The organism is Halosimplex pelagicum (assembly GCF_013415905.1).
GTDB classification, from domain to species: domain Archaea; phylum Halobacteriota; class Halobacteria; order Halobacteriales; family Haloarculaceae; genus Halosimplex; species Halosimplex pelagicum.
On sequence record NZ_CP058909.1, the window covers coordinates 4,630,292 to 4,646,149 of the forward strand.

Consider the following 15,858-nt stretch of genomic DNA (forward strand, 5'->3'; position numbering starts at 1 on the left):
CTATGACTTCAACCGAGACCCCACTTACGACTATGTCGCCAACATTAACACCCTCAGCCACTCTAACTCCGGAGCCTTCGCCAGTGTCTGCTGAAACAACAGTACCTCCTGTAACTACTGTACCTACGCCGACTCCTGCATCTGACCCATTTGCAAATGAAAAGTACGATGAATTTGTAGGCGCGGTCTTTGGAGAGGCAGAAGTTGATGCGGCAACTCCAATTAGACTTCGTGCTTGGAAAGTTGCAGAAGGGAATTCCCTGATTGTGGTCTTGAATCTAACATCCAAATCAGAGAATGATGTCAAAAGAGCCAGCGAAATAAACACGCTAGTCAGCAGTGGATATGCACAGGCTGTTGCTCACCACGATCTAGGAAGAATTGATGGGAAAATAACGGACAGACTTCGAATTGCGGAAGTGAACAACACTGGTACTCAACCAAAGACTCTCATCGTCAATACATCGCTCGCACGGGAGTACTATACGGGCCAGATTAACGCTGTAGAATTTACCGAAGAGTACTGGGATACTGAGAGAAACATGACTGCTGACGAGATCGAATTCGTGTACAATATGGACATGAGAACAGGAAATCAAACGCTCTACAACGCAACTGCTGACTGATTTTATAGAAGAGAGACAATCGCTTGTTCGTACCCTGCTACTAAATTATTTTTTAGCTAACATATAACTCCGGCCGACTCCGACACCCTGCCGATGACGCTACCCAACTACGGTCCCGCGGACGACGACCGACTGCACGAACTACCCCACGACGAACTCTCGGAAGCCAAACAGATCGACCACGACGCGCCGACGTTCGACACGGGGACGACCATCGTCGCGATCGTCGCCGACGACGGCGTGGTGATGGCGGCCGACCAGCGGGCGAGCCTCGGCGGGAAGTTCACGACGAACAAGAACGCGGAGAAGATCTCGCGAGTCCACCCGACGGCCGCGCTGGCGATCTCGGGGTCGGTCGGGCCGGCGCAGAACCTGATCCGGTCGCTGCGGGCCGAGACGAGTCTCTACGAGTCCCGCCGGGAGGAACCGATGAGCATGCGAGCGCTCTCGCAGACGGCTGGTCACCTCGTTCGCGGGCTACCGGTCGCGCCGATCCTCGGCGGGGTCGACGCCGAGGGCGGTCACGTCTACGAACTCGACGGCGGCGGGAGCGTGATGGCGACCGACTACGCGGCGGGCGGGAGCGGGATGCAGGTCGCCTACGGCGTGCTCGAACGTCGGTTCGACCCCGAGGCGACCGGGGCGGCCGTCGCCGCGGTCGAAGCGGCGAGCGAGCGCGACACCGCCAGCGGCAACGGCGTGACCGTGGCGACGGTCACCGCCGACGGGGTCGACATCGAGGGATATGACGAGACGGGAGACGCGTCGGGCCCCGGCACCACCGGCGAGGAGGTGGCCTGATGCAGTCGAACGACCAGCGGGCGTACGACCGCGGCGTGACGGTCTTCTCGCCGGACGGCCGACTGTATCAGGTCGAGTACGCCCGCGAGGCGGTCAAGCGCGGGAGTCCCGCGGTGGGCGTCGCGACCGACGACGCGGTGGTGTTCGCCGCCCACGCCCGGCCGCGGTCGCCGCTGATGGAGGTCGACAGCATCGAGAAAGTTCACGATCTGGACGGGCGGCTCGGGGTGGCGACCGCGGGTCACGTCGCCGACGCGCGACGGCTCGTCGACTTCGGGCGGCAGTTCGCCCAGCGTGAGCGCCTGCGCTACGGGGAGCCGCCGGGCGTCGAACCGCTCGCCAAGGCCGTCGCCGACCGGATCCAGGAGTCCACCCAGACCGGCGGGACGCGGCCGTTCGGGGCCGCGCTGCTCGTCGGCGGCGTTCCGGAGGCGTCCCCAGCGGCTGGTGAGGCCACCGATCCCGACCCGCAGCTCTACGAGATCGACCCATCGGGGACGCCCACCGAGTGGCGAGCGACCGCGGTCGGCCGCGGGAGCGACGCCGTCCGCGACCACCTCGAAGCCGAGTACGCGGCCGGGCTGGACACCGGTGCGGGCGTCTCGCTCGCGCTCACCGCACTGGCCGAGAGTACCGAGGAATCGCCGACCGCCGAGGAGGTCGACGTGGCCGTACTGGACGGGGACGGTTTCGACGCGTTCGACCGCGACCGGCGGGAGGCGGCACTGACCGACGCCGGACTCGGAACGGCGTCGTGACGGGAGGCGGCACGCGCCGGTAGGGACCCGTCAGGATTCGGCGGCGCCCGACTCGGCGGCGCGGTCGTTCGCGCCCACGCCCTCGGTGTCGTCCGTCGATACCGCGGTCGAGTCGGCGGCGTCGTCGGCGTCGCTCCCCGCCGTCGGTCCGTCATCGCGCGACTCTCGACGGTGGTCGACGACGCGGCCGTCGCCCGCGACGTAGCAGACGAGCTCGTCCCCGTCGAGACGGACGGTGACGACGATACACCACGGGTCGCGGGAGACGACCCGCTCGCGCCACTCGCTGCCGACGTTCCAGATGGGGCGGTCGCGCACGTCTCGGCCGTGGTCGTGATAGAACGCGACGACCGCCGGGTGGTCGAGCAGTGTGAGCGCGACCGGACAGCGCAGGTCGGCACCGCAGGTGTCGCACTCGTAGACCGTCTGGACCGGGACGTACTCGTCGCCTTCCCCGTCCTCCTCGGACCCGCTACGCTCGTCCCCGCCGCGGTCGTCGTCGACGACCGGTTCGATCCGGGTCGAGACGGCTCCGGCGCACTCGGGGCAGACGCCGTCGTCGAACGATTCGATGCGGCGGCGGTGGTGGGCGTCGATAGCGTCGGCGAAGTCGTCGGGATCGCGGCCGGCGTAGCCGCCCGGGGGGAGCGAGAGTCGGAGGACGGTCCCGCCACAGCGCTCGCAGCCGACCTCGGTGACGTTGTCCGCGACCGCGGCGACGAGTCCGTTCTCGCGGCAGAGCGGGCACGGCTCGTCCAGATCGACCGGCTCGCGGTCGACGCTGGCGGTGTAGGTGCCGGCGGCGAGCGCGCGGGCGACCGACCGGCCGGCGTCGGTCAGCTCGTAGCGCTCGTCGGCCCGCTGGCGGACGAACCGGTCGGTGAGCTGGCGGAGATGGTAGGCGAACCCGGCGGAGGTGTCCGCGTCGGTGGCGTCGACGAGGTCGGAGAACGCGCGCGGTGACTCCGCGTCGAGCGCGCGGACGACGGCGAGACGCGTCTCCCCGCCCAGCGCGCCGAAGGCGTCGCTCGGCGTCGCCGCGTTTGGGTCCTCGGCGTCGCTCGCGGTGGCGGCCGCGGACCCGGAGCCCGCCGCTCCGTCTCCGCTCCCGTCCCGCCGGCCGTGAGTCATGACACGACACTGCGTGCCACGGCGGTTTCAACCTGTCGTCGGAGGCGATCCCTGCGCCGGCGCGGGCGGGTGTGCGGAAACCTTGCAACGGGCACCGGCCTTATTACCGCCGGGCCGAAAGGGCCGGTATGCTCGCGGACGAGTTCGGCCGGGAGGTGTCGGGCGTGCGCGTCTCGCTCACCGACCGGTGCAACTTCGACTGCGTCTACTGCCACAACGAGGGGCTGGGCGACACCCGAGGCCCCATGGCGCCCCGCGAGCACGAGATGAGCACCGACGACGTGGTCCGCTTCCTGGAGGTCGTCGCGGAGTTCGGCGTCGACTCGGTGAAGTTCACCGGCGGCGAACCGCTCCTGCGCGACGACCTAGAGGAGATCGTCGCTCGCACGCCCGACGAGATGGAGGTCTCGCTCACCACGAACGGGACGATGCTCCCCGGTCGGGCCGCGGATCTGGTCGACGCCGGGCTCGAACGGGTCAACGTCTCCCAGGACGCGCTCGACGAGGAGACGTTCAAGCAGGTGACCCAGGCCGCCGCCTACGACGCCGTGATGGACGGCGTCGACGCGGCGCTGTCGGCGGGGCTCGCACCGGTGAAGCTCAACATGGTCGTCTTCGAGCGGACGGCGGGATACGTTCCCGAGATGGTCGAGCACGTCGCCGAGAACGAGGGGCTGCGCCTGCAGCTCATCGAGTACATGCCGGAGATCGCCGGTCATCCCGAGTGGGCGATCGATATCGGTCGCGTCCACGACTGGCTGGCCGAGCAGGCCGACCACGTCGAACGCCGCGAGATGCACGACCGCAAGCGCTACTGGGTCACGCCGGAAGGGAGCGGTCTCGCCGGCGATGACCTCCTGGGCGACGACGGCGCGGTCGACGAGTCGAAGGCGGGGATGGTCGAGATCGTCGACCCCGTCGAGAACCCGACGTTCTGCGCGAACTGCCATCGCGTGCGCGTCACGCACGAAGGGTACCTGAAGGGGTGTCTGAATCGCAACGACGACTTGCGGCCGATGGGCGAGATGACTCGCGGGGAGATCCGCGAGACGTTCCGCGAGACGGTCGCGAACCGGGTTCCCTTCTACGGCGAGTACATGGTCGAGGAAGACGGCGAGTGGGTCGTCGACGAGAAGTACCTCGACGGCGCGGCCGGCGGCGACGCGTACCCGAGCGTCGACGAGGCGCCGGCCGAGACCGACGACTGACCGCCGAGCGGCGCTCGCTCAGTCGAGTTCGGCCAGCGTCTTCGCGACGATCTCGTCGATGTCGGTCGTGCCGTAGCGCTCGCGAGTGGTGTCGTGCATCCGTTCGTCGGCGGCCGCCCACGCCTCGGCGGTCCAGAAGCGGGCGTCTTTCGCGTCGGTGCCCGCGTCGAGGTCGCCGCGCGTGTCCTCCCGGTGGACGGCGTACTCGAAACCGACCATGTGCTTGCCATCGACCACCCAGGTCCCGCGGCCGGCGACCAGCATCAGGTCGTCGCGGTCGACGACGAGGCCGGTTTCTTCTTCGAGTTCGCGCGCAGCCGCTCGCGCGGGATCCTCTCCCCAGTCGATGTGGCCGGCGGGCGTACCCCACTGTCCTTCCGATTCGCCGACCGCACGCTGGATCAGCAGTGCTCGCTCCGCGTCGACGACGGTGACGCTCGCGCCAGGCGTCGGGCTGTGGAAGACGTACCGCTCGCAGTCGTCGCAGACGGACGCTCCGGGAGCGAGATCCGAGTCGCGGAGCTCGTGCCCGCAGTACCCGCAGAAGTCGGGCTCGAAGTTCGTCATCGCCCGACGGTCGTCCGCCGGGCTGTTAACGCCTGCGTCGATTCGATCGTGAGGGTTCGGTCGACGGCGGCGGCCGCCGGTCGGGCGGTTCGGGACTCCCGGGCGGGCGCCCTACGGCCGTCTGAAGGTGTAGGTGACGCCGTCGCGCTCGACGCGGAGTTCGCCGGCGTCGTGGTCGAAGACGAGCCGCTCGGGGACGCCCGAGAACTCGTGGAGGGGCATCCCGGTCTCGACCCGGCCGCCGGGGTGGACCGTGACGTGGGTCCGCCCGCGGAAGTCGGCGACGACCGACCCGTCGTCGCCCTCGGAGACGGCGGTCGCCCCGGCGAAGCGTTCGAGCGCGTTCCGGACGGCCTCGCCGTCGGCCGGGTCGACGGATTCGGTGTCGGGATCGGCCATATCGACCCGACGGGACGGGCGGGGAAAGCGGTGACGGCGGGTGCCGGGTGAGGTTTCCCGCGGTCGGCGGATCGGGTCCGTGCCAGCGGTTCACGCGAGGCGCCCACTTCGTGATGTTTAAATAGGGGCCAGGAGGTAATTCAGATACGCTCGTGCAGGGGCGCCGGGCCCCGAGTCCCGCACGTGACAGCCGGTCGCGACCGCGAGGGCGGTAGTATACAACCGCACGCTGCAAAGTGCGTGTCGTGGTAGCCAAGCCTGGCCCAAGGCGCAGGGTTGCTAACTCTGTGGCGTACAGCCTCCGGGGTTCGAATCCCCGCCACGACGCTCACACCCGAATCACAGACACATGAGTGCAGAAGACCAAGACCCGGACGAAGCGGACGAGGAAGAGGACATCCGCTACTTCGTCCGAATCGGCCAGACCGACCTCGACGGCACGAAGTCCGTCGAGCGGTCGCTCACCGACATGAACGGTATCGGCCATCGCGCGGCCCGCATCATCGCCGAGGAGGCCGGCATCGACCGCCGGGCAGTCTTCGGCAAACTCGACGAGGAGGACATCGACGAGATCGTCGCCCTCGTGGAGGGCTTCGCCGAGGAGGCGCCCGAGTGGCTCGTCAACCACCGGAACGACTTCTTCGCCGGCGACAGCACCCACGAGACGGGGACCGACCTCGAGATGTCCCGTCGGCAGGACATCAACCGCATGAAGATGATCGACTCCTACAAGGGCGTCCGGCACAAGCGCGGACAGAAGGTCCGCGGACAGCGCACCAAGTCCACCGGTCGCTCCGAGGGCACCATCGGCGTCAACGTCGAGGCCATCAAGGAAGAGCAGGCCGAGGCGGCCGAGGCAGAGGGGGATGAGGAGTAATGGCGCTCGGTAGCAACACCAAGTTCTACGAGACGCCCAACCACCCCTACCAGGGCGAGCGCATCAGCGAGGAGTCCGCCCTCACCGGCCAGTACGGCCTGAAGAACAAGGAGGAGCTGTGGCGCGCCCAGTCCGAGCTGCGCGCCTACCGCCGGGAGGCCCGGAAGCTACTGGGCCAGACCGACGCCGAGGGCGCGGCCAAGGAGACCGAGGAGTTCCTCGCCCGCCTCAAGCGCATCGGCGTCCTCGACGAGACGGACTCGCTGGACGACATCCTGTCGCTGGACGTGACGGACATCCTCGAACGGCGACTGCAGACGGTCGTCTACCGGAAGGGGCTGGCCAACACGACCAGTCAGGCCCGGCAGTTCGTCTCCCACGGTCACGTCACCGTCGAGGGCCAGCGCGTTACCCGGCCCTCGAAGAAGGTCGACGTGAGCGAGGAGGGGAGCGTCGAGTTCGACTCGACGAGCCCGCTGACGGACGAACTCCACCCCGAACGCGCGGAGGACCAATAACATGAGCGAGACCCAGGACGACAAGTGGGGCATCGCCCACGTACACGCATCGTTCAACAACACGATCATCACGATCACGGACGAGACGGGCGCCGAGACGCTCGCCAAGTCCTCCGGCGGGACCGTCGTGAAGCAGAACCGCGACGAGGCCTCGCCGTACGCGGCCATGCAGATGGCCGAGGTCGTCGCCGAGGAGGTCCAGGCACAGGGCGTCGAGGGCGTTCACGTCCGCGTGCGCGGCCCGGGTGGCAACCAGCAGACCAACCCCGGTCCGGGCGCGCAGGCGACCATCCGCGCGCTGGCGCGAGCCGGCCTCGAGATCGGTCGCATCGAGGACGTGACCCCGATCCCGCACGACGGCACTCGCGGTCCCAAGAACGCAGGATTCTAACGATGGAGGACTACGAGGTCGAGTTCGTCGAACGCGGCGACCGGGAAGCGCGCTTCCTGGTGCGGGGGATCACCCCCGCGTTCGCCAACGGCATCCGCCGCGCGATGATCGCGGACGTGCCCACCTTCTCCATCGACCAGCTGCGCGTCGTGGAGAACTCCAGCGTGATGTTCGACGAGCAGATCGGACTCCGGCTCGGGCTGGTGCCGCTGACCACGCCCGAGGGCGAGTTCGAGATCGGCGACGAAGTGACGCTGGCGCTCGACGTGGAGGGGCCGAGCCGCGAGGAGACGACCGAGACCGTCACCGCGTACTCGGGCGACATCGTCTCCAGCGACGAGGCGGTCCGACCCGCCAACGACAACATCCCGATCATCGACCTCAAGGCCGGCCAGCGCCTCGAAGCCGAGGCCGACGCCGTGCTCGACCGCGGTCGGGACCACGCCAAACACCAGGGCGGCGTGGCCGTCGGCTACCGCCACCTCCAGCGCGTGAACGTGGTCGGCGACAAGGGCGAGTTCGCCGACGAGGAACCGCACATCCTCCGCGGCGTGATCGAGGAGGACGGCGAGCTGGTCCACACCGACGAGTTCGGCAACGACCTGACCCAGCGCTACCCCGGCAAAGAGCTAGAGGTCGAGGACGTGCCGAACGCCTTCGTCTTCCACGTCGAGACCGACGGGTCGCTGACGGTCGACGAGCTCGTGACCCGGGCGGTCGGGTCGCTGCGCGACCGCGCGGACGAACTGCGCGAATCGATCCAACTGTAACGATGAACGACACCCCTCGAACCCACGGCGTTCGCATCCGGTCGTCGGGCGGCAGTTCCGACGGCCACGAGCGCCCCGCTCGTCCGGCTGGAAACGCGCGGACGGCGGACCGATCGGTCGCAGACGGCGACCGGATCGAAAGCGGTTTGAGGGGCGGCACGAAACAGCAGTTTGCGAGCAGGGATAGCCAAGTCAGGCCAACGGCGCAGCGTTCAGGGCGCTGTCCCGTAGGGGTCCGCAGGTTCAAATCCTGCTCCCTGCACTTTTCTAGGAGAAACGTATGAGCAAGAGCAATCCGAGACTCAGTAGCCTCATCGCTGACCTCAAGACGACCGCCCGCAACTCGGGCGGCGACGTCTGGGGCGACGTGGCCGAGCGCTTAGAGAGTCCGCGGCGCACCCACGCGGAAGTCAACCTGGGTCGTATCGAGCGATACGCCCAGGAAGACGAGACCGTGGTCGTGCCCGGCAAGGTGCTCGGCAGTGGCGTCCTGCAGAAGGACGTGACCGTCGCCGCGGTCGACTTCTCCGGCACCGCCGAGAAGAAGATCGACCAGGTCGGCGAGGCGGCACCGCTAGAACAGGTACTCGAGAACAACCCCGAGGGATCGAACGTGCGGGTGATCCGATGAGCCTCGCCGAGTTCGAGGCCGACGTGGTCGTCGACGCGCGTGACTGCATCCTCGGTCGCGTGGCCTCGCAGGTCGCCGAGCGGGCGATGGACGGCGAGCGCGTCGCGGTGGTCAACGCCGAGGCGGCGGTCATCACCGGCAGCGAGGACGACGTGATCGGCACGTTCGAGACGCGACGGGAGCTGGGCTCCGACCAGGGGCCGGCCTACCCGAAGCGACCGGACGGCATCCTCAAGCGGTCGATCCGCGGGATGGTGCCCTACAAGACGACGCGCGGTCGCGACGCCTTCGAGAACGTCCGCGTCTACGTGGGCAACCCCTACGACGACGACGGCGAAGTGCTCGACGGCACGTCGCTGGACCGACTGTCGAACATCAAGTTCGTCTCGCTCGGCGACGTGAGCGAGGCACTGGGAGCCAACAACACATGGTAACGAACACCTCCGGAAAGAAGAAGACGGCCGTGGCCCGCGCGACGATCCGCGAGGGCGAGGGTCGCGTGCGTATCAACGCACAGCCAGTGGAGTTGACCGAGCCGGAGCTGGCCCAGCTGAAGATGCTCGAACCGTTCCGCCTGGCCGACGACGACCTCCGCGAGGGCGTCGACGTCGAGGTGGACGTGGAGGGCGGCGGCGTGATGGGGCAGGCCGACGCGGCCCGCACCGCCATCGCCCGCGGGCTGGTCCAGCACACGAACGACGCCGAGCTCCGCGACGCCTTCATGGAGTTCGACCGGTCGCTGCTGGTCAACGACGTGCGCCAGAGCGAGTCCAAGAAGTGGGGCGGCCCCGGCGCACGGGCCCGCTACCAGAAGTCCTACCGGTGATATCGCCATGATGGTCCCGGTCCGGTGTTTCACGTGCGGTACCGTCGTCGGCGAGCACTGGGAGGAGTTCAAGGCTCGCACCCGCGAAGCCGAGGATCCCGAGGACCCGGAGAAGGTCCTCGACGACCTGGGCGTCGAACGGCACTGCTGCCGGCGGATGCTCGTCTCGCACAAGGACCTGGTCGACATCGTCGCACCCTACCAATGAGCCAGCAGTACAACCGCTACGAGAAGGCCCGCATCATCGGCGCGCGAGCGCTGCAGGTGGCCTACGGGGCGCCCGTGCTCGTCGACACCGAGCAGACCCAGCCCATCCTGATCGCCGCCGAGGAGTACGACTCCGGTGCGCTACCCTTCACCGTGCGGCGGGGTGAGCAGTGACGCTCGTCACCGACGTGCGGCTGCGCCGCGTGCTCGACTCGCGGGGCAACCCGACCGTCGAGGCCGACGTGCTGACCGAGGAGGGCGGCTTCGGCCGCGCGGCCGCACCGAGCGGCGCCTCCACGGGCGAGTACGAGGCCATCGAGCTGCCGGCCGCCGAGGCCATCGCCGCCGCCCGCGAGGACGCCGTGCCCCGACTCGTCGGGGAGGTCCACGCGGGCAACCAGCGCGAGGTCGACGCGGCGCTGCACGCCGCCGACGGCACGGACGACTTCTCGGGCATCGGCGCCAACAGCGCGGTCGCCATCTCGATGGCCGCCGCGAAGGCCGGCGCCAGCGTCACCGGCGCGCCGCTGTACCAGCACCTCGGCGGGACCTTCCGCGGGAACACGTTCCCGGTCCCGCTGGGCAACATCGTCGGCGGCGGCGAACACGCCGCCGACGCGACGGACATCCAGGAGTTCCTCGCGGCGCCCGTCGGGGCGCCCTCGGTCTCCGAGGCCATCTTCGCCAACGCCGCGGTCCACGGGAAGGTCCACGACATCCTGATCGAGCGCGACGAGCCCTGCGGCAAGGGCGACGAGGGCGCGTGGGCGCCGTCGATCGACGACAGCGAGGCCTTCGAGATCGTCGACGAGGCGACCAAGGCGGTCGCCGACGAGGTCGGCTTCGAGATCCGCTTCGGGCTGGACGTGGCCGCCGCGGAGATGTACGACGAGGACGAGGGCGGCTACGTGTACAGCGACCAGGTGCGCTCCACCGAGGAGCAGGTCGAGTACATCGCCGACCTCGTCGCCGAGTACGACCTCAAGTACGTCGAGGACCCCCTCGACGAGGACGACTACGAGGGCTTCGCGGACCTGACCGAGAAGGTCGGCGACCGGACCCTGGTCTGTGGCGACGACCTGTTCGTGACCAACACGGACCGGCTGGGTGACGGCATCCAGCAGGGCGCAGCCAACAGCATCCTGATCAAGCCCAACCAGATCGGGACGCTGTCGGACGCGTTCGACGCCATCGAGCTGGCGGTCGAGAACGCCTACGGACACGTGGTCTCCCACCGCAGCGGCGAGACGGAGGACGCCACCATCGCACACCTCGCAGTCGCGACGGACGCGCCGTTCATCAAGACGGGCGCGGTCGCGGGCGAGCGCACTGCCAAACTGAACGAACTCATCCGAATCGAGGACAACGCAGTATGAGCGGAAACGAAAACGAAGGTCTCGACGCCAGCGACTCCGAGGTCGACCCCGAGGTCGACGAGGACGCGGCGGCCGAGACAGAGACTGAGGAACCGGCCACTGGGGCCGACGAGCGGGTCGCCGACGAGGCGGCCGACGAGGAGCCGGCCGAAGAGGCCGACGAGGGGCCCGCCCTCGACGAGGACGTCATGCCCGACGACGAGGCGGACCTCCTCATCCCCGTCGAGGACTACCTGGCCGCGGGTGTCCACATCGGTACCCAGCAGAAGACCAAGGACATGGAGCGGTTCATCCACCGCGTCCGGACGGACGGGCTGTACGTGCTCGACGTGAGCATGACGGACAAGCGCATCCGGACCGCGGCGGACTTCCTGGCCAACTACGACCCCGAGCAGATCCTCGTGGCGTCGTCGCGCCAGTACGGTCGCTTCCCCGCCGAGAAGTTCGCCGACGCCGTGGGCGCCCGCGCCCGCACCGGCCGCTTCATCCCGGGGACGCTGACCAACCCCGACTACGAGGGCTACATCGAGCCCGACGTCGTGGTCGTCACCGACCCCATCGGCGACGCCCAGGCCGTCAAGGAGGCCATCACCGTCGGCATCCCGGTCATCGCGATGTGCGACTCCAACAACCAGACCTCCAACGTCGACCTGGTCGTCCCGACCAACAACAAGGGGCGCAAGGCCCTGTCGGTCGTCTACTGGCTGCTGGCCAACGAGACGCTCGACCGCCGCGGCGCCGAGCCGTCCTACGGGCTCGACGACTTCGAGACCGAGATTTAACGCACCCGTTTCGACTTCCGCATTGTTTTCACCGACGCCGTAGCGGTCGCCATCGCGCCGACGCGTCCGCACAAAGTATTACCGCCGTCAGTCCTGAGGGCGGGGTATGGACGGACAGGAGCGCGCCGCATTCGGGTGGGCGGCGACGGCGGTGGTGTGGCTTGTCGGGGTCCTCGCGGCCGCGCCGCTGGTTGGCGGGCACCCGCTGGCGGTCGCCGCCCAGGTCGTGATCGAGGTCTCGCCCGGTGCCGTGGCGACGCTGGCTATCGAGACGCTGGGTGCGGCGGCACAGCCGGCGCTGATGGCCGGGATCGCGATCGCGGCGGTGGCCGCCGCGGCGGGGGTCGCCGCGTTCGCGGAGGGGTACGGCACGACGCGGGCCCAGGAGCGGTATCTGGCGACTGGCGTCTCGGTGCTGGTCGTCGTCCTGACGGCGGCTGGCTTTCGCGCGGCGGCAGACGGCGTCTTCTGGCGGTGGACGCTCGCGACGGCGCTCGCGCTCCTTCCCCCCGCGCTCCTCCGCGTGGCGAGCGGCGGGCACCGCCCGTCGGTGGGACGGCGACGGACGCTCCGGAACCTCGGCGGGGCGGTCGGGCTGGCGGCGGGCGGCGGCGTGGTCGCACGGAGCCTCGGCCGGCCGGCGACCTCCGGCGACGGCCCCCAGCCCGGCGAGTCGCTGGACGCGGTCGTCGAGAAGCGCGAGGAGGGGACGACGACGCCCGACTCCGGGCGGACGGTGACGACCGCCCGGAGCGGCGAGGTGCTCGAATCGCGTAGGACCACCGAGAACGTCGTCGTCTCGGTCGCGGAGGACGACGCGGACCCGGCCTTCGGCTACGACTTCGCGGGGATGCCCCCGGCGGTCGGGACGGCCGCCGACCACTACGTCGTCGACAAGAACGTCTCCAATCCGACCGTCGACGCCGAGCGGTGGTCGCTGTCGGTCCGCGGGGCGGTGGAGGAGTCCTACGACCTGTCCTTCTCGGACGTGGTCACTCACCCCGAGGCCCGCGACATGACGGTCACGACGGCGTGTATCTCCAACGCCGTCGGCGGGAACCTGATCAGCACCGTCGAGTGGCGGGCGGTGCCGGTGCGGGCGCTGCTGGAGGAAGCGGGCGTGCCCGACGCCGCCGAGGACGTGGTGACCCGGGCGGCGGACGGCTACACCGAGGCGATCCCGTGGGACGCCGTGCGCGACCGCGAGGACATCGTGCTCGCGGTGGGGATGGACGGGCGGACCCTGCCGAAGGAACACGGGTTCCCGGCGCGACTCCTGATCCCCGGCCGGTACGGGATGAAGTCGACGAAGTGGGTCGAGACCATCGAGGTCAGCGCCGGCGACCATGAGAGCTACTGGGAGGCCCGCGGCTGGGTCGAGGAGGCCGTCGTCAACACGCTCTCGTACGTTCGGGGGGTCCAGCGCCGGGGCGACCGCGTGGCGGTCGGCGGGGTCACCTACGGCGGCCGCCGCGGGGTCGACGGCGTCGAAGTGAGCTTCGACGGCGGGGACACGTGGGCCGACGCCGACCTGGAGGAGCCGCCGTCGCCCCACGCCTGGCGGCGCTTTCGCCACGTCGCCGAGCTGCCGGACTCCGGGCCGAAGGACGTGGTCGTCCGCGCCACCGACGGGACGGGCAACCTGCAGACGAGCGAGGAGACGGGCGCCCACCCCGGCGGGTCGACGGGCTGGCACTCCGTGACCGTCTCGCTGTGAGCGGCCCGGTCGGATGCGTCGGCGGTGTGACGTGTCGGAACGAGTGGCACTTTTAAGTCCCAGGTGGGTCAACGGGGGGGCATGGACGAAGGCAACACGTTCGTCAACGCGCTGATCGGTGCCGTGGTATCGACGGTCGCGGGCTTTTTCCTCCCGTTCGCGCCGATGTTCGGCGGCGCGCTCGCGGGGTACTTCCAGGGGGGGACGCGCTCCGACGGGCTGAAGGTCGGCGCGATCTCCGGCGTGATCGCGCTGATCCCGTCCGCCGCGATCGCGTTCGTCATCCTCAGTATCTTCGGGTTCATCGCCATCGGGAGCGGCGAGGCGGCGGGCTTCGCGATCGGCGGTATCATCGTCCTCTTCCTCTTCGTGTTCCTGGTGCTGTACTTCGTCGGGCTGAGCGCCCTGGGCGGCTGGATCGGCAACTACGTCAAGTACGACACGAACATCGACCTCTGAACCGGGCGGCGACCTCCCGCGGCCCTTCGGAAACCATTACTTCCCCGCGTGCCCGACGAGCGAGCATGGTTACCGCGAGCGCTCCCGGGAAAGTGTATCTCTTCGGGGAGCACGCAGTGGTGTACGGCGAGCCGGCGGTGCCCTGCGCCATCGACCGCCGCGCGCGGGTGACGGTCGAGCGACGGGCCGACGACCACCTCCGGGTCCACGCCGAGGACCTGAGCCTCGACGGGTTCACCGTCGAGTACGGCGGGACGACGGGCGGCGACCCGGACGTGGACGTGCCCCAGTCGCTCGTCGAGGCGGCGACCGGCTACGTCGACGCCGCGGTCGAGCAGGCCCGGGACGCCGCCGACGCGCCCGACGCCGGGTTCGACATCACCATCGAGAGCGAGATCCCCCTCGGCGCGGGACTGGGCTCCTCGGCGGCGGTGACCGCCGCGGGCATCTACGCGGCCGCGGAGGAGCTGGGAACGGACCTCTCGACCGACGAGGTCGCCGAGCGCGCCTACTCCGCCGAGCTGGCCGTCCAGGAGGGCAACGCCTCCCGGGCGGACACGTTCTGCTCGGCGACGGGCGGCGCCGTCCGCGTGGAGGGCGACGACTGCCGCTCGCTGGACGCGCCCGAGCTCCCCTTCGTCGTGGGGTTCGACGGCGGCGCGGGCGACACGGGCGCGCTCGTCTCGGGCGTGCGCGAGCTGAAGAACTCCTACGACTTCGCCGCGGACACCGTGGCGGCGGTCGGCGACCTGGTGCGTAGCGGCGAGGACGCACTCGCGGCCGGCGACCTCGAGGAACTCGGTGAGCTGATGGACTTCAACCACGGCCTGCTGTCGGCGCTGGGGGTCTCCTCGCGGTCGCTGGACGCGATGGTGTGGGCGGCTCGCGACGCCGGTGCGCTCGGGGCGAAACTGACCGGCGCCGGCGGCGGCGGCTGCGTCGTCGCCCTCGACGAGAGCGAGGAGACCGAGACCGCGCTGCGCTATCTCCCCGGCTGCGAGGAGACGTTCCGGGCGGAACTTGACACCGAGGGGGTCCACGTCGAATGACCACCGTGCTGAAACTCGGCGGGAGCGTCGTCACCGAGAAAGAGTCGCCCGAGACGGTCGACGACGCGGCGCTCTCTCGGGCGGCCGACGCGGTAGCCGACTTCGACGGCGGCCTGGTCCTCGTCCACGGCGGCGGGAGCTTCGGCCACCACGCCGCGGCCGAGCGCGGCGTCAGCGCGGAGTCGGGGACCCGCTCGGCCGCGGACGCCCGGGCGATCCACGACGCGATGGGGCGGCTCAACGCCGCCGTCCTCGACGCGCTCCACGACGCCGGCGTCGAGGCGCTGCCGGTGAGGCCGCTGTCGCTCGCCAGCCGCGACGCCGACGGCGACCTCACCCTGCCGACCGGGAGCGTCGCGACGATGCTGGCCGAGGGGTTCGTCCCGGTGCTCCACGGCGACGGGGTCGTCCAGTCGGGCTCCGGCGTGACGGTCACGAGCGGCGACGACCTCGTCGTCGCGCTGGCCGAGGACGGCGCGCTCGACGTGGACCGGGTCGGCCTCTGCTCGACGGTCCCGGGGGTCCTCGACGGCGACGGCAACGTGATAGCGCGGATCGAGCGGTTCGCGGACGCCGCCGACGCGCTGGGGGGCAGCGACGCGACGGACGTGACTGGGGGGATGGCCGCCAAGGTGGAGAAACTGCTCGCGCTCGGCGCGCCGGCGCACGTCTTCGGCCCCGGGGGGCTCGACGAGTTCGTCGCCGGCGGGTCGCCGGGGACCGTCGTCCGCGGGGAGTGACGCGAGGGCCGACCGGGCGCGGGAC

The 15,858-nt window shown here is 69.6% G+C and carries 22 protein-coding genes and 2 tRNA genes; 21 read left to right on the plus strand and 3 right to left on the minus strand.

The window, feature by feature from the left end; all coding sequences use genetic code 11:
* Window positions 1–2: 2 nt before the first annotated feature.
* The 3 genes from HZS54_RS23130 to HZS54_RS23140 all read left to right on the plus strand — a co-directional run bounded on the left by HZS54_RS23130 (window position 3) and on the right by HZS54_RS23140 (window position 2,185).
* Entirely contained in the window at window positions 3–626 is a 624-nt protein-coding gene (locus HZS54_RS23130) for a hypothetical protein (RefSeq protein ID WP_179919442.1), read from the plus strand.
* 93 nt (window positions 627–719) lie between these two features.
* Window positions 720–1,427: an Ntn hydrolase family protein gene (locus HZS54_RS23135; RefSeq protein WP_179919443.1), complete on the plus strand. Its 708-nt coding sequence runs from the start codon at window positions 720–722 to the stop codon at window positions 1,425–1,427.
* Window positions 1,427–2,185, plus strand: coding sequence for an archaeal proteasome endopeptidase complex subunit alpha (locus HZS54_RS23140; protein WP_179919444.1), 759 nt, complete (start codon window positions 1,427–1,429; stop codon window positions 2,183–2,185). Before HZS54_RS23135 ends, HZS54_RS23140 begins: the two co-directional genes overlap by 1 nt.
* 30 nt (window positions 2,186–2,215) lie before the next feature.
* Here HZS54_RS23140 and HZS54_RS23145 read toward each other — a convergent pair whose 3' ends face one another.
* Window positions 2,216–3,316: an ArsR/SmtB family transcription factor gene (locus HZS54_RS23145; RefSeq protein WP_179919445.1), complete on the minus strand. Its 1,101-nt coding sequence runs from the start codon at window positions 3,314–3,316 to the stop codon at window positions 2,216–2,218.
* A 128-nt stretch (window positions 3,317–3,444) separates the two neighbouring features.
* On the opposite strand from HZS54_RS23145, the gene moaA reads away from it, so the two are divergent.
* Window positions 3,445–4,524, plus strand: coding sequence for a GTP 3',8-cyclase MoaA (gene moaA / locus HZS54_RS23150; protein ID WP_179919446.1), 1,080 nt, complete (start codon window positions 3,445–3,447; stop codon window positions 4,522–4,524).
* 18 nt (window positions 4,525–4,542) lie between these two features.
* Here moaA and HZS54_RS23155 read toward each other — a convergent pair whose 3' ends face one another.
* Both HZS54_RS23155 and HZS54_RS23160 read right to left on the minus strand, forming a co-directional pair.
* The gene (locus HZS54_RS23155) at window positions 4,543–5,091 is read right to left on the minus strand and encodes an NUDIX domain-containing protein (protein ID WP_179919447.1); all 549 of its coding nucleotides are present in this window, start codon (window positions 5,089–5,091) and stop codon (window positions 4,543–4,545) included.
* A 111-nt stretch (window positions 5,092–5,202) separates the two neighbouring features.
* A complete protein-coding gene (locus tag HZS54_RS23160; RefSeq protein ID WP_179919448.1) occupies window positions 5,203–5,490 on the minus strand; it encodes a hypothetical protein in 288 nt (95 codons plus the stop codon).
* A gap of 242 nt (window positions 5,491–5,732) precedes the next feature.
* Between HZS54_RS23160 and HZS54_RS23165 the strand changes: the two genes are divergently transcribed.
* The 17 genes from HZS54_RS23165 to HZS54_RS23245 all read left to right on the plus strand — a co-directional run bounded on the left by HZS54_RS23165 (window position 5,733) and on the right by HZS54_RS23245 (window position 15,833).
* Window positions 5,733–5,817, plus strand: a tRNA-Ser gene (locus HZS54_RS23165).
* Window positions 5,818–5,839: 22 nt separating this feature from the next.
* Window positions 5,840–6,367, plus strand: a complete 528-nt coding sequence (locus HZS54_RS23170; protein ID WP_179919449.1) for a 30S ribosomal protein S13 — start codon at window positions 5,840–5,842, stop codon at window positions 6,365–6,367.
* Window positions 6,367–6,885 carry a 30S ribosomal protein S4 gene (locus tag HZS54_RS23175; RefSeq protein WP_179909149.1) on the plus strand — a complete coding sequence of 173 codons (519 nt, stop codon included), beginning with the start codon at window positions 6,367–6,369 and terminating at the stop codon, window positions 6,883–6,885. The genes HZS54_RS23170 and HZS54_RS23175 overlap by 1 nt, the downstream gene beginning before the upstream one ends.
* A 1-nt stretch (window position 6,886) precedes the next feature.
* Window positions 6,887–7,276 carry a 30S ribosomal protein S11 gene (locus HZS54_RS23180; RefSeq protein ID WP_135362638.1) on the plus strand — a complete coding sequence of 130 codons (390 nt, stop codon included), beginning with the start codon at window positions 6,887–6,889 and terminating at the stop codon, window positions 7,274–7,276.
* A 2-nt stretch (window positions 7,277–7,278) separates the two neighbouring features.
* A complete protein-coding gene (locus tag HZS54_RS23185) occupies window positions 7,279–8,046 on the plus strand; it encodes a DNA-directed RNA polymerase subunit D (RefSeq protein WP_179919450.1) in 768 nt (255 codons plus the stop codon).
* 177 nt (window positions 8,047–8,223) lie between these two features.
* Window positions 8,224–8,308, plus strand: a tRNA-Leu gene (locus HZS54_RS23190).
* 18 nt (window positions 8,309–8,326) lie between these two features.
* Window positions 8,327–8,677 (plus strand): 50S ribosomal protein L18e, encoded by a 351-nt coding sequence (locus HZS54_RS23195; protein WP_006883728.1) that lies wholly within the window; start codon window positions 8,327–8,329, stop codon window positions 8,675–8,677.
* Window positions 8,674–9,111 (plus strand): 50S ribosomal protein L13, encoded by a 438-nt coding sequence (locus HZS54_RS23200; protein ID WP_179919451.1) that lies wholly within the window; start codon window positions 8,674–8,676, stop codon window positions 9,109–9,111. The genes HZS54_RS23195 and HZS54_RS23200 overlap by 4 nt, the downstream gene beginning before the upstream one ends.
* Window positions 9,105–9,503, plus strand: a complete 399-nt coding sequence (locus tag HZS54_RS23205) for a 30S ribosomal protein S9 (RefSeq protein ID WP_179919452.1) — start codon at window positions 9,105–9,107, stop codon at window positions 9,501–9,503. Before HZS54_RS23200 ends, HZS54_RS23205 begins: the two co-directional genes overlap by 7 nt.
* Before the next feature lie 7 nt (window positions 9,504–9,510).
* Window positions 9,511–9,711, plus strand: a complete 201-nt coding sequence (locus tag HZS54_RS23210) for a DNA-directed RNA polymerase subunit N (RefSeq protein WP_179919453.1) — start codon at window positions 9,511–9,513, stop codon at window positions 9,709–9,711.
* Entirely contained in the window at window positions 9,708–9,884 is a 177-nt protein-coding gene (locus HZS54_RS23215) for a DNA-directed RNA polymerase subunit K (protein ID WP_179909143.1), read from the plus strand. Before HZS54_RS23210 ends, HZS54_RS23215 begins: the two co-directional genes overlap by 4 nt.
* On the plus strand, window positions 9,881–11,086 hold the full coding sequence (eno, locus tag HZS54_RS23220; protein ID WP_179919454.1) for a phosphopyruvate hydratase: 1,206 nt from the start codon (window positions 9,881–9,883) through the stop codon (window positions 11,084–11,086). Before HZS54_RS23215 ends, eno begins: the two co-directional genes overlap by 4 nt.
* Window positions 11,083–11,868, plus strand: a complete 786-nt coding sequence (gene rpsB, locus HZS54_RS23225) for a 30S ribosomal protein S2 (protein WP_179919455.1) — start codon at window positions 11,083–11,085, stop codon at window positions 11,866–11,868. Before eno ends, rpsB begins: the two co-directional genes overlap by 4 nt.
* Before the next feature lie 106 nt (window positions 11,869–11,974).
* Window positions 11,975–13,585 carry a molybdopterin-dependent oxidoreductase gene (locus HZS54_RS23230; RefSeq protein ID WP_179919456.1) on the plus strand — a complete coding sequence of 537 codons (1,611 nt, stop codon included), beginning with the start codon at window positions 11,975–11,977 and terminating at the stop codon, window positions 13,583–13,585.
* Between the two features lie 81 nt (window positions 13,586–13,666).
* Window positions 13,667–14,044 carry a DUF5518 domain-containing protein gene (locus HZS54_RS23235; protein ID WP_179919457.1) on the plus strand — a complete coding sequence of 126 codons (378 nt, stop codon included), beginning with the start codon at window positions 13,667–13,669 and terminating at the stop codon, window positions 14,042–14,044.
* Between the two features lie 65 nt (window positions 14,045–14,109).
* Window positions 14,110–15,093 carry a mevalonate kinase gene (gene mvk / locus HZS54_RS23240; RefSeq protein ID WP_179919458.1) on the plus strand — a complete coding sequence of 328 codons (984 nt, stop codon included), beginning with the start codon at window positions 14,110–14,112 and terminating at the stop codon, window positions 15,091–15,093.
* Window positions 15,090–15,833, plus strand: a complete 744-nt coding sequence (locus HZS54_RS23245; RefSeq protein ID WP_179919459.1) for an isopentenyl phosphate kinase — start codon at window positions 15,090–15,092, stop codon at window positions 15,831–15,833. The genes mvk and HZS54_RS23245 overlap by 4 nt, the downstream gene beginning before the upstream one ends.
* Window positions 15,834–15,858: the final 25 nt, after the last annotated feature.